General features: G+C 41.3%; 13 protein-coding genes and 1 pseudogene (1 of these 14 running past the window's edge). 6 read left to right on the forward strand and 8 right to left on the reverse strand.

What is annotated here, in order from left to right; all coding sequences use genetic code 11:
• Positions 1-82, reverse strand: partial view of a D-alanine--D-alanine ligase gene (locus FHG67_RS13200; protein WP_004499893.1) — the 5' portion only. The gene continues 974 nt to the left of window position 1, outside the view; the window shows 82 of its 1056 coding nt (coding positions 1-82); it begins with the start codon at positions 80-82; its stop codon lies off the left edge, out of view.
• Between FHG67_RS13200 and FHG67_RS13205 the strand changes: the two genes are divergently transcribed.
• Genes FHG67_RS13205 through FHG67_RS13225 form a run of 5 tightly spaced genes read left to right on the forward strand, consistent with a single transcriptional unit; the run spans position 38 to position 4765 of the window.
• The gene (locus FHG67_RS13205; protein ID WP_004498154.1) at positions 38-1522 is read left to right on the forward strand and encodes a hypothetical protein; all 1485 of its coding nucleotides are present in this window, start codon (positions 38-40) and stop codon (positions 1520-1522) included. The genes FHG67_RS13200 and FHG67_RS13205 overlap by 45 nt on opposite strands.
• Complete coding sequence (locus FHG67_RS13210) at positions 1519-2298, forward strand: MlaE family ABC transporter permease (RefSeq protein WP_002630386.1); 780 nt, start codon at positions 1519-1521, stop codon at positions 2296-2298. Before FHG67_RS13205 ends, FHG67_RS13210 begins: the two co-directional genes overlap by 4 nt.
• 3 nt (positions 2299-2301) lie before the next feature.
• Positions 2302-3066: an ABC transporter ATP-binding protein gene (locus FHG67_RS13215; RefSeq protein WP_002630438.1), complete on the forward strand. Its 765-nt coding sequence runs from the start codon at positions 2302-2304 to the stop codon at positions 3064-3066.
• A gap of 31 nt (positions 3067-3097) precedes the next feature.
• Positions 3098-3847 carry a mammalian cell entry protein Mce gene (gene mce, locus FHG67_RS13220; protein ID WP_004499957.1) on the forward strand — a complete coding sequence of 250 codons (750 nt, stop codon included), beginning with the start codon at positions 3098-3100 and terminating at the stop codon, positions 3845-3847.
• A gap of 30 nt (positions 3848-3877) precedes the next feature.
• Complete coding sequence (locus FHG67_RS13225; protein WP_002630431.1) at positions 3878-4765, forward strand: NAD(P)-dependent oxidoreductase; 888 nt, start codon at positions 3878-3880, stop codon at positions 4763-4765.
• On the opposite strand, the gene FHG67_RS13230 is transcribed toward FHG67_RS13225, so the two are convergent.
• From FHG67_RS13230 to FHG67_RS13265, 7 genes and pseudogenes are all read right to left on the reverse strand, one after another.
• Positions 4725-5258, reverse strand: a complete 534-nt coding sequence (locus FHG67_RS13230) for a GDYXXLXY domain-containing protein (RefSeq protein ID WP_002630430.1) — start codon at positions 5256-5258, stop codon at positions 4725-4727. The two genes, FHG67_RS13225 and FHG67_RS13230, sit on opposite strands and share 41 nt — an antisense overlap.
• On the reverse strand, positions 5255-6448 hold the full coding sequence (locus tag FHG67_RS13235) for a DUF2157 domain-containing protein (RefSeq protein ID WP_004499873.1): 1194 nt from the start codon (positions 6446-6448) through the stop codon (positions 5255-5257). Before FHG67_RS13235 ends, FHG67_RS13230 begins: the two co-directional genes overlap by 4 nt.
• A 702-nt stretch (positions 6449-7150) precedes the next feature.
• On the reverse strand, positions 7151-7999 hold the full coding sequence (locus tag FHG67_RS13245; protein ID WP_446684906.1) for a M48 family metalloprotease: 849 nt from the start codon (positions 7997-7999) through the stop codon (positions 7151-7153).
• A 50-nt stretch (positions 8000-8049) separates the two neighbouring features.
• Positions 8050-8428 (reverse strand): annotated as a pseudogene (locus tag FHG67_RS22415) (SPFH domain-containing protein); the annotation flags it as partial.
• 238 nt (positions 8429-8666) lie between these two features.
• Positions 8667-9518 carry a DUF2797 domain-containing protein gene (locus FHG67_RS13255; RefSeq protein ID WP_002630409.1) on the reverse strand — a complete coding sequence of 284 codons (852 nt, stop codon included), beginning with the start codon at positions 9516-9518 and terminating at the stop codon, positions 8667-8669.
• Entirely contained in the window at positions 9515-10189 is a 675-nt protein-coding gene (locus FHG67_RS13260) for an LIC_11883 family protein (protein WP_002630401.1), read from the reverse strand. The genes FHG67_RS13255 and FHG67_RS13260 overlap by 4 nt, the downstream gene beginning before the upstream one ends.
• Complete coding sequence (locus FHG67_RS13265; RefSeq protein WP_004498162.1) at positions 10158-11420, reverse strand: exo-beta-N-acetylmuramidase NamZ family protein; 1263 nt, start codon at positions 11418-11420, stop codon at positions 10158-10160. Before FHG67_RS13265 ends, FHG67_RS13260 begins: the two co-directional genes overlap by 32 nt.
• 68 nt (positions 11421-11488) lie before the next feature.
• Between FHG67_RS13265 and FHG67_RS13270 the strand changes: the two genes are divergently transcribed.
• A complete protein-coding gene (locus FHG67_RS13270) occupies positions 11489-12727 on the forward strand; it encodes a lipoprotein LipL46 (protein ID WP_004499868.1) in 1239 nt (412 codons plus the stop codon).
• Positions 12728-13039 lie beyond the last annotated feature (312 nt).

The following is a 13039-nucleotide window of genomic DNA, read 5'->3' on the forward strand; positions in this document are numbered from 1 at the left end:
TCCTACAAATAAAACAACCCGTTCGAATCGAAATACTGTGTTCCGTAGAACTACCACCAAAAAAAACCGCGATCTTAGCCAAGAAAAATTCCCCAAAAAGAATGGATTCATTTCAAAATTCTGGAAAAAATTTAGAATTTTTTGCATCGTAATTCTCATCACTTACTCTGGAAACATATTTTCAGAATACCCTTCCAAACCTGTCGGTGAATTTAAATCGTCATACGATCAGTTCTGGTTCCTTTATCAAAAAGAAATCAGAGCCGGTGAATCCGAGGTGATTTTTCGTCCGTTCTACTCAAGTTACAAAGAAGAAAAATCCGCCTATCGATTTCAAACCGTTCTCTATCCGATCTATTATAGTGAAGAAACAAAATATTGGAAGGTTTGGACTTTTCTTTTCCTGTTTTCGGGAACTTCCATGTTACACGAGGACGTGGGAGAGGATTCGGACGTTTTGACTCCTCTTCTATTCTGGGGTTGGGGTGATACCGCCAGAGAAAAATACTTCGGCTTTTTTCCCTTTGCGGGAAAGTTAAGAAACAAGATCGGCTATTCCGAATTGAGTTTTGTTTTATTTCCGCTTTACACAAATTGGAAGTACAAAGACTACGAAGCGACATCCGTTCTTTGGCCTTTGTTCCTATATGCGTCTTCCGAAACCAGAGAAGAATTTAGAATTTTTCCTTTGTATTCCAAAAAAGTACACCGGGGTAAATATGAAAGATTTTCTCTTCTGTGGCCGATCTTTCAGTGGGGAACCACGTTTCAGGATAAAAGAGAACCCGTTCATTACAAACTTTTCTTTCCGTTATTCGGATTTAAGGATTCGGAAGCGGGAAACATGAAATCCAGAGGATTTTTGATCCTTCCTCTTCTCGGTTCGTTTATCGGTTACGGGTACGATAGGCGAACGGGAGAAAAAGATTTCAACGCGTTATTCTTCTTGTTTCAATACGGAACCAATCAGGATGAGGATTATGGAAAACTGATCCTCTTTCCTTTTTTCGGACACTATAGATTCGCGTCCAAACAAACTACATTCATCACTCCGTTCTACTTTCATCTTCAGACGGATACATACCATATCCGATCCGACGATACGTTTCTGATTCCGTTCTATTTCAATTCCAAAAGAAAATACGTTCAATGGGATCGGGACGAAAATTATCTGAAGCTCTGGCCCATTTTTAAATACCAGAAAGACAGAGAAGGAAACGTAATTTGGAATGTGTTGTCCTTATTTCCGATAAAATCCGAGGTAGTAGATCGAATCTGGGATCCTCTCTGGTCCATTCTGGAATATCAAAAACTCTCGAACGGAGAAAAAAGAGTTTCCGTTTTGATGAGAATGTACACTCAGAGATGGACATCAACCGAGTTCCACGCGAGTATTCCTTTTGTTTTGGAACTTTCGCTAACCCCCGAAAAAACTTCCTGGAAATTCCTTTACGGTCTCATCGGCTATGAAAGAATCGAAACGAGCCGGAATCTACAACTCCTCTGGTTTATCAAAATATGACCGAACCTATCAAAGAAAAACTCACCGAATTCTTCTACGCGAGCGGTTTTACGATTCTTTTGGTATATGAGAGTATTCTAAACTTACCGTACGGTTTTTTCAAAAGAAAAGAAATCCTGGATCAGATGTACATTACGGGAGTCGGAAGTATCTCCGTGGTTTCGATCGTCGCCATTTTTACCGGAATGATCATGTCGCTTAATACAGGACTTGGATTAAAGGACTTCGGAGCCGAAGGTCAGATCGGTCTTTTGATGACGATCACTCTTACGAGAGAAATGTCCCCGTTTATGACCGCCTTGATTCTGGCGGCCTCAATCGGCTCTGCGATGGCGGCGGAGATCGGAACGATGAAAATTTCCGAAGAAATAGACGCTCTCGAAGTTATGTCCATCGATCCAGTACGTTATCTAATTTTTCCGAGAATTTTAGGTTTTTCCATCATGGTTCCTGTTTTATGCGTTTATTCCACCGTTTTAGGAATATTAGGCGGGGCGATCGTGGGTTATTTCCAGCTTGGAATCGATTATTTCACTTATTTCCGAGATGTATTCGACAGAGTCGCTTCTATTCCGGGCTTAAAAGATTTGTATGTGGGAATTCTAAAAGGTTTTATATTCGGAGTCATCGTTTCCGCCATCTCTTGTTCCCACGGTCTTAGAACCTCCGGCGGAGCAATCGGAGTCGGCCGCGCCACGAGAGAATCCGTAGTAACTTCGTTTTTGATGGTGATTTTTACGGGCTATATGATCACCGCCTTACTTTACAGAGATTGAAAAATGGAACAATTTGCAATCGAACTCAAAAATGTACATAAATCTTTCGGAAAAAGAAAGATCCTCTCCGGTATGAACCTTCATGTAAAAAAAGGAGAAACACTCGTAATACTTGGACCTTCCGGAACGGGGAAATCAGTCACTCTCAAACATATCACCGGACTTTTGGAACCCGACGCGGGAGATTGTTTTATTTTCGGGGAGAGTATTTCCCGAGTCAGTCTCAACGTTAAAAAGAAACTTAGGGCGAGGATGGGGGTTTTGTTTCAATCCGGCGCACTCATCAACTGGCTGACCGTGTTCGACAACGTGGCACTTCCTCTGAGAGAACACAAATTGGCCTCGAAAGAAAAGATTCAGGAAATTGTAATGCAAAAATTGAAATTAGTGGATATGGTGATCGCTAAGGACAATTTTCCGAATGATATCTCCGGTGGCATGAAAAAAAGAGTGGGGATCGCAAGGGCAATCACGACTAATCCAGAAATCATCCTTTACGACGAACCCACTTCTGGATTGGATCCCGTTATGTCCAATGTGATCAACGAATTAGTTCTCAAAATTCAAAAAGAAACCGGAGCCGCGCAAGTCGTAGTGACACACGACATGTCCAGCGCTTATATGATCGCGGATCGTATAAGCTTTGTTTATAAAGGGAAAATCGTATTTACGGGAACGCCGGAAGAACTCCAGAATTCGGACAACGAACTGATCCAACAATTCATTCAGGGAAAAACGACCGGTCCGATGATCCTGGAAAGTAAATAGTAAAATCGCAATTATATGAGGAGAATCTAATATGAGTTCGCTGCGTTATTTGCTCGTCGGAGTCATTTTTACAGTAGCCGTCGCCGTGGTCGGTTATTTTACGATCATCACCGAAGGGGGGCCCGTAAAAAAGAAAGGGGAATTTATGAAAGTAACCTTCCGAAATGCGGAAGGAATCAAAATCGGCAATAAGGTGACAGTACAGGGCGTTCCTTTCGGTTACATCTCCGCGATTCGTCTCATACAAATCGACGAAAACGGAACCGAGGTTTCAACCGGGGAAACCGGAATCGGAACCAGAGTCGAAATCACGATGCTTCTCAGAGAGAAAATCCAGCTCTACGATAACTACGATATCATTATCAAAAACGAAAGCCTTTTGACCGGGCGCGTAATTTCCATCGATCCCGGAACCATGGACCCCGAATCGGAACGGCTGAAAACCAGGTCCACACCCGTTACCATGATCGACTACAAGGCCCCAGGAACTCTCAAAGGCCGCGTTTTACAAGATCCCCTCGTGAGTTTGTCGGAGCTGATTTCCGAAAACAGAGGCGATATTCGTAAGACATTCTCAAATATCGCGGATATTACGACTAAGATAAATACGGGCGACGGAAGTTTGGGTCGACTCATCAACAACGACGACGTTCATAAAAACGTAAACACCGTTCTAACGGACGCTCAAATCGTACTTCGCGAACTTAGGGAAGGACTCGAAGACACGAGAGAACAAGCCCCGGTCACAAGTTTTATCCGAGCCGCTTTAAGCGCTTTTTAATATTACAAATTAATTTTATATTATATATCAATGAAGAAACATACTATATCCATCATCGGGACCGGAATTATGGGCAGAGGCATAGCATGCAATCTTGCAAAAGCAGACCAAACTCTAAGACTCTACGCAAGAAACAAGTTCAAAATCGCCGATTTAATAAGCGATAACGTTCAAATCTTCGATTCTCCCATGGAAGCGGCTAAAAACGCGGATCTGGTCGTATTATGTCTTACCGAAGACACGGTCGTCGAAAAAGAAGCGATCACATCCGGACTTTTAGAGACAAAACCTCCGATCATTCTAGACTGCGGAACCACTTCCCTTTCCATGACTTTCAGACTCGCGGAACTATGTTCGGCAAAACAGATTCGCTTTTACGATTCTCCGATGACGGGTTCTAAAAACGCTGCGAGAGACGGACAAATCCTTTTTATGGTCGGAGCCGAAAAGAAGGAAATTGCGGATATTCAATTCTTCTTCGAGCTCTGCGGAAAGAATACGGAATATTGCGGCGGTTTAGGAAGCGGCCAAAAGGCCAAATTCGCTCTCAATATGATTCAAGCGGGAATTTTTCAAATTTATATGGAAGGTTTTGAACTCGCAAAAAATTCAGGACTGGAACCGGAAACTCTAAAAAACATTCTTCTTGAATCCGCCGCAAAATCAGGGATCGCCGAGTTTAAGTTTCCCTTCGTATTTTCGGGAAACTATGAAACTCATTTTTCTTTGAAAAATATGAGAAAAGACGTCTATCACGCGATAAATCTCGCGAAAAAAAACAAGACGAACCTTCCTCTTTGTCAAAATCTTCCCGCAATTTACGACGCGGGAATGAATGCCGGTTTTGGAGAAAACGACTTCTGTAGCTTAAACGAGGTCACAGCGAAGATCCGTCCTCCCAAATCAGAGAATCCGTAATCGCCTTTCCTTCGGAATCGACTTTTAAACGAATATGCACCTTCTCTTTTCGTAGTCGAGTTTCATATTCCATCGCTTTTTCTTCGTTCACATAAAAACGTTCATTACCGATTTTGAATCTTCCATATCGGCAGGTTCCGCGTAAATGCAACCTACAAACTCCTCTATCCTTCAGCATATCCGGACTACAATCACTTATAAAAGCCCCTTCCCCTTCTTTTATCTTTCCGGAATGAGGATAACAAACACAATGTCGTTGATCCGATTCGGATTTTCTATAGGAATCCGGATTTTGGCAGATAGAATCAGTTTGATACAAGATGTCATAACGCAGATAATGTCCCGAAAGAAGATCTCTCGGATCGTATCCGGTAATGGGAAGAATCAGTTCTTTTCCAGAACTCTTCGAATATTCGAGAGTTACAATCTCCCAACCGAAGAACACGATCGGAAGGATCAATGCGGCCGGAAGAATCAGTTTGAGAAGTTTCACTCTTCACCTCCCAATAAAATTCTCACTTTGGATTTATATTTCAAGTATCCGATCGTAAGTCCTATGATAAGCAACCCGGAAACGATAAGCCCGAACCCTGTATAAGTCAAAGTTCCTAGCAGATCGAAATAAAAATATAAGAATCGAATTCCCACAATCGCCAAAGAAAGATCGAATATTTTTTTGTGATCTCGAAACGAGGACGCGATTCCGAGCCAAAAAAGAATAAACAAAAAAGAAGGCAACAACCTCACAAAGTAATTCCAAATATGTGATCCGATCGACTCGGCCAATACGTACCGAAACGGATGCGGAAAATACAATAAGAATAGTAAAAATAAACTTACACTCAAAGATTTCTTCTGATTGGAGGAAATTTCCATATTGTAGAACAGAAGGTAAAAGAATGGAGCCAAAACAAACAATCTAAGTCCTACCATCAGCCAAGGGAAATCCGTCCTATAACCGAAATACCCTAGATTTTCCGAAGGGTCGTAATAAATTTCAGTCCAATCCTGGAAAAATCCCCGGAAAAAAGTCCCTACGATCAAAAACAATACGGCCCAAAAAAACAACGTAGCTCTTCTCGACTCTAAAGTGAATTTTTCCGCAGCCAACCAAATTCCCGTAAAACCTATAGCAGAATAATAAAAATAGGTATTCCAATAATACCCCCAATTCTCCCTTCCTCCGTGTTCGATTTGTTCAATGATCCAACCCGTTATATAAATCTGAAATCCGATCGACCAAAGATGGAGGAATGTTTTGGAATCGGTCGCGATCAAAAATAAAAAAGTAAGAATACACCAAAGTTTTGCCGCCTCGTAATACTTCCCTTCCAAGTTATAGACTTGCGATACAAGTCCGATCATCCCTAGAATTAAAATCGAATTGAGGACGATAAAAACAGTTAGCAAATTAGGATTTTCCCGTTTCCAAAACGCAAATCCCGCGGCCAACAAGAGTGTGACAAGACCCGCGCCTAACTTTACGAAATCATGAATCTCTTCCCAATTGGCGGCAAGGATTGCGATGACACCGATACCGATGACAATCACACCTAAAATGATAAACGAATAATAGAGATAAGGAGTCTTTCGGGTCGCTTCAAAATTTCGAATCGCATCCGATTGTTCCGAAGCGATAAGCCCCGCCTCCACCCATCTTTTCAGTTTTTGTTCCAAACGCATAGATGAAAAGACTTTAGGGAAAATCGAACCGATTGCAAGAAGTTTTTAGAGCGGCTTATACCGAACCATTTGAATTTCTTTGATTTTCGCAAACATTTCGTCAGTAAGCAGTTTCGTCTCCCATTCCATACGGTGAAATAAACGTTATGCGAAATACTCTTGAATTTCGATCCTACCTAACGCGAGCAGGGTCATAAAAAAGTTTGGGGGAATAAGAAACTAAAGTGCTGCTCTCTAACATAACCAACCTCACCAAATACTCGGATCCAAAGATAAATCTGTCGGAATTACGACAAATCCTCTCTGAAACTTACGCCCCGCAGAGCGACCTATCTCGCGACCCTTCGGGAGCGAGATTTGAGTTTAGGGAGCGTTGTGCCTGAGTTTCCCCTAATTTTTGGGTGGGGGCGTAAAGGCTCGGGAGATTTTTCTCTATCAAAAAATCATACTTTTTGCAAGTAAAAAGTATCATTCTTGTCGGAACACTTGAAAAATATCAGTTTTTGATTCTTATTATCCCAAAAGTTTTCTTAATTTGAAGGGCTTCTCTACGGATCGCAACATAATAATCGCTTTCTCATTTTCAACCGCCGAACTTACGTTATTTATAACTGCAAAAAACGATCCGTCCGATTTCGAAAGAAAATAGGAAAGTGCAAATCCGATTTTAGAACAGGTCTTGAATTCGTGTAAGCGAGTTTGTCAGTCCTCCTCTCCGAACGCGCGCTTCATGGCGACTTGATAACGTTCCGTATATAAATTTTCCCGAGTCGCTTTCGGATTTCCGATACTTTTGAGTCTTTTTGCGTTTTCCGCAATTCTTTCGTCGTTTAAAGGATGTGTGGATAAAAATTTTATGATCCGTTTGTCCGGGTTAATCCCGCCTTTTTCTTTTTCCTTTTTTTCGATGAGTATAAAAAATGATTCCAAAGCTCCCGGATAGTATTTCGTGGATTTCAAATATTCAAAACTCATTGTGTCCGCCTCCTCTTCCGCGGAACGACTATTTGCCAAGGTAAGGATTTCCCCGCCGATTCTAGAGCCCAAATTGATCAAATTCGCCGCGTCCGATCCCAGAAAAATTGTCAGGCCGATATAGATCGTAAAATAAATCCCTAAAGAACTGATGATTTGTTTTACAGAATGCCTTTTTTCCGCGTGCGCAATTTCATGCGCGAGGATTGCCGCTAATGTCGCCTCATTCTGGATGAGTTTCAATAACCCTGTGTAAACAAAGATATAACCGCCGGGAGTGCAAACCGCATTGATCGTATCATCGTCGTCCAAGATAGAGATCTTATAGGGAAATTCTTTCTTGTATTTGATCTGATCCGATTTTAGAATTCGGTCCGCAACGGACTTAACGTATTTTTCAAGAGCAACGTCCTTTAGAATACGCATTCCGTCTTTCGCGTCTTTTGCGTTTTCTAAAAACGACTTTCCGATCTGTAGATCCAATTCGATAGGCACTGCAGAATCGATAATGGCGTCGCATGCGGAAAACAAAAAGAAGGTAGAAAGTAAAAATATTTTCAAAAAAAAACTTTTCATCGAAAACATTTATTTTTGAAAGAACGAAAGATTCATAGCAGAATTTTAAGTTACTTCTTTTTAAAATGATCCGCGCTGGTCACAAAAAAATAATTCTCGAAATCGTTTCTAAAAACTAAAAAAATCGTATCGTATCAGTTCCATCGCATTTTTTAAAGCCCTTGCCGTCGTAGCCTGAGTTCTTGCGTTTTCCAAGCCGACTAAAATCCCGACCTTTGATTCCACAAGTTTTGCAAAAACATCTTGGACATTTTTAGGAAACTAAAAATCGAAAGACTCCACTCCCCGCTTAGCCAAGCTCACATTCGACTCCTTCAAAGAGCCTTCCCGTTTTTCATTCAATTCGAAAATCACGTAATTGGAAATACGTTTTTGAATCTATACTTTCAAAAGATGAATCAATTTCCGAACAACTCTTCCGGTATAGAATCATCACTCTTCGAAAATTTCCAGAAAGACGATTTTTTTATTATTTTATAATATATTAAAATATAAAAGGGAAATTTTGTCAAAAATTCCTGATTGGATCTTCCCGCAAGTCGAGAAGTTTTTTGGAATAATAAGGATCAAAGACCGATATTTTTCGGGAATCAATCGTCCATTTTGCAGGAGTTCTCGCATTTCAATTCCTGAGAAACGAGATGCTCGAGACTTTACAAACGATGATTCACTCCGCACTCAAAACGGTCTCGTAACCGCCATAAGCTCGGATATTGATGACTCCGGATTGAAATAAAAGATATTGCCCTTTGATTCCGGTGAGAACGTCTTCGATGAGCGGATTTTTTTCAGGCGCGAGTGACTGTATTTTTTGCGGATAAGACCGAATCGGATAACGGATATTAGTCGGAGTTTCTTGGGTAGAAATCTTATAATCCAGATCGAAATCAAGCTCTTCGATTTTTTGGATGAATTCTTTTTTCCGTTCGATAAGATCAATCGGCTCCGGATCACTTGCCACCATTTTTTGCCAAGTGGTTCGATCGGACAAAACCTTGGAAAGTTCTTTTTCTATAATCCCGGCGTCCCTTCTCGAAACTACTTCCACAAGTGGAATTCCTTGAACGGCCCCCTGATCCACCCATCGATTCGATACCGGATTCTCTTTCGTGATTCCGACCTTAATCGCGGAACTGTTCGCGAGGTACACCGTATGGGAAATAAAACAGTGAGATTCTCCCCAATCCGGCTCTCTGCAGGTCCCGAGATGAAAATGACAAGTATCCGGTCTTAAGATACAAAGATCGTTTTCCGCAAGAGTTTGAAAACAAGTGAAACAATTTCCCTGATTGAAACTTTTTTTAGTGATTCTTCCGCAGGAAACGCAGCGGATCTTTCCGGTAAACTCCAATCGAATCTTTTTATCCAAATAATTTAGAATATCAGAATTTTCTTGAATATGAGCGTCTTGTTTTTCAGAAAAATCAGAATCGTACGTCGCGGTGACCCAGACATACCGAACAGGATCGATCCCCTGATGATCCATCATCCTCAAAAAACCGGAAGCAATTTGTTTCATGGAAACAAAATTTCTCTTCCGCCGAGCGGTCTGCGTATCGGATCGGTTTTCACTTCCAAGATCGCGTTCAATTTGGAGCCCGACCAGTCAAAAATGAGAATTCTGTCTTGAAACTCGTAATGACTGAGTTGCCCGTTGTTTAGATAAAATGCACGCAAGAATTCTCCCGGATTTTCTTCCGAATCGATTTTCACCACGTTTTTTCCGGAAATCGTGGTTCCTGAGTACAATTGAATATTCTTATATACTTTCAAACTCGGATTGAGTCCGCGAGAAAGAGTTTCGGGGGCGGATTCGGGGAGTTTTTCGGAAATTGAAGAAGAGGATATCGCTTCAGGAGACTTTTGCGATTCGGACGGAACTTGCTGTTTTAAAAGCCCGCAGAAAAAAGGCCCGGGAAGCGGAGGAACGGGAATCGTACAAACTCCGCCTTCCCACACCTGCTCTTGATCGATCGCGTATTCTTTTTTTAAACTTTGCGCGACCTTCGCGTACGTGTAATACTTAAGCCGTCCTATCAATTCTCTGAGTGAATATTCCTTCCAATCCGAATTTTGCGCAAGGATGGAAACATTCAAAAATGAGAATAGAATACAAAACGCAACCGTCCTTAAAAGAACGTCGAACTTGATATTTATCTTAATAGAGATAATACTTTTTGATCTTCTCATTGTATTCTTTTTCGGCGGAACTTAAATATTTCGAATATTGGTCGTAGCTTTTTTGGGAGTCGATGGCTTTTCGAAAGGATTCCGTTCCCCAGAGGAAATCGATGTTATAGGTTCCATCCGAATACGATCTCCATTTGAATTCCTTATAATTCGATTTTAAAGCAACGATCAATTGAAACACCATTTTGAGAGGATCGTATTTTCGATTCACAACCGTTAGTCGTAATCCCCTACAGATCTCATTTTTATACGGACCAAACACCGGTTTGAAAAATACGGTTTGATAATAATAGTCTCCTCCGGAGTTTCGATTCAATTCTTCCGCTAATTTTTCAGGCTCGACCATCCAAGGCGCTCCGAAATATACGAAAGGGGCCGTCGTTCCTCTCCCCACAGAAACATTCACTCCTTCCAATAAAACGAGTCCTAGATAATTGACCGCGGAGTCGACGGTCGGCAAATTCGGAGAAGGCGTAATCCAAGGAATTCCTTCCTTATCCCAATCGAAAGAACGTTTTGCGTTTTTAGGCGATATGATTTCCAACCGAATCCTATTGTCTAAGTATTCCGCGTTATAATAAGCGGCAGACTCTCCCAAAGTCAGACCTCCGAAGAACAGAGAAGGAAATTCTCCCGCAAAGTTGAGAAATTTTTTATCGATCATCTCTCCCCTTCCTTTTAAATAAAGAGCTGGATTAACATGATCCAAAACGATCAATTTCGTATTCTTCGAGTCCGGAATTCCATCCATGATTCTTTTTAAAACCGTCAAGTAAGTATAACATCTCATTCCCATGTCTTGAACGTCAAAAAGGATCGCATCGGTGCCTTTCAAAATCGCGGGAAGTTCCGTATTCTTCACTCGATAGATATGATAGATCGGAAGATTGAAAAATTCATCTACCGTAACCGGAGATTTGCTGAAATCTTCTTCCAATCCCAAAAATCCGTGTTCGAGCCCGATCAGATGTTTGATTTTTACGTTATTTTTTTTAAATTCTCTCAGGATTCTTTCGGGACTTCTGCCGATCCCGGATGGATTTGTGATTAGAATCACGTTCTTTCCTGAAAGACCGGGAAGAATATCGGAGTAAAATTCGATTTCGGAAGGAACGAATTTCGAATCCGAGATATGCTTGCGAAAGCTTTTTTCTGCGCACGCAATCGAAGGAAATAAGAGAAAAAAAATAATCGAAAGAAAGAATTTTTTATTTATTTTTGTGTTGAGCATCTAAGACTTCCTTCCTATTTTGTTTAAGAAAATTTCCTAAACCTATTCTTCAAGGAGAAAACGACAAAATGAATCGTTTCCTTACTATCAGGCTCGTCTCAGCCTTAGCAGTTATTTCGTTCGCAGTGAACTGCGGTTCTTCCGGCTCCACCCGCGGTAAGAAAAAAGAATTCTACGAAAAAGAAGGTAACAAAGTTACCGTGATCGGAGAAGCCCCCATTTATAACGGCGACAAACAAATCGCAAAACAAAGAGCTTTGAAGGACGCGAAAATCAACGCGGTTCGCAAAGTGATCGGAGAAGAAATCAGTAACAAAAGTAAGGCTTCCGACGGGGAAAGTTTAGGTTCGAGTCTTCTTTCCAAAACGGATGCATTCGTTAAAAGTTACGATATCATCGACGAAGCCGAAGGTAAAATCGATACTCAGCCTATGTTGAAGCTCACCGTTCGATGCGAAGTAGAAGAATCTAAAATCTCCACAGCGGTTGACAATCTTCTCGCCGATGTGGGTAATCCAAGAGTTGCGGTTTTAGTCCTCGGAAAAGTAGGCGGCGCACCGGTTGCGCCCGCAAGTCCGAACAATTTTGGGGAAGCCGAAATCATCAAAGCTTTGAAAAAGAACGGAAACAAAGTGATCGATCCCGCTCTTACCGCTAAAAAAGTAAGTAAGACCCAAGTGGATGCGGAAAATGTAGAAGGTTCTCCCTTGATCAAAATCCTTGCGGAAGCCCTTCAAGCAGAGGTATTGGTTCTTGGAACTGTAGAAACCGAAGATCAACAACCTTTGGATTCCGTGAACGGAAAAGCTTTAGAAAGAACTATCTACAACACGGCGGCGACCGGTACTTACAAAGTGGTTCTTCTTTGGGGGGACGGGAAAATCGTTGATAGCGGTAGCGCAGACGGTCGAGGAGCCGACATCACTCAAAAAGTTTCCAGAGAGAAAGCCATTTCCGAATGGGCAACTTCCGTTTCTAAAAAAGTAAACGCTCAGTTGAAAGAAGAATGGTTCAACCTAACGGAAAATAATCCAATCGTTCTGAAGTTCACCGGACTGAGCGCCGACGAAGCGACTAAGTTCAAGGATGACCTCACAGAATTTACCGCTGCAAAAGAAGTGAATGTTAGAACTTCCGACACGAACGGTTCCGAATGGGAAGTAATTTATCCCGGTAAAGATTCTCTCTTTCAAGAGGAATTGGTTTATAAAAAAGACAGAGGTTTTTCTTTTTTAGCGACTAAGTCTTTGGAAGTAAAATCCGCAAGTCGTGGTGTGGTTAACTTAGAATTCAAACCTTTGAAATAAGTCGAAACGACTACTTCAAAAAAATAAAAATACCCGGAGGAATACATCTTCGGGTATTTTTTTGTACTACCGATCTCCATAAAATAGAATACCGTTAATTTAAGCGTAAATCCCGTGTTTAAATGCAGAATTTCAAACATTCTATTATATAGTGATGAGTAGGAAACTTGCTCCAAAATCTTAGAATTAACGTGAGTTTGTCGGCGTAAGAAAATTAGAAAAATTTTTCCAAAAGTAGAAATTCCTGCATATACTCTCGCCATATCACTTATAAACTAAGTCCGGCCCTATAAGTTAATCACCCATTTATTT

Source organism: Leptospira weilii, assembly GCF_006874765.1.
Lineage (GTDB): Bacteria > Spirochaetota > Leptospiria > Leptospirales > Leptospiraceae > Leptospira > Leptospira weilii.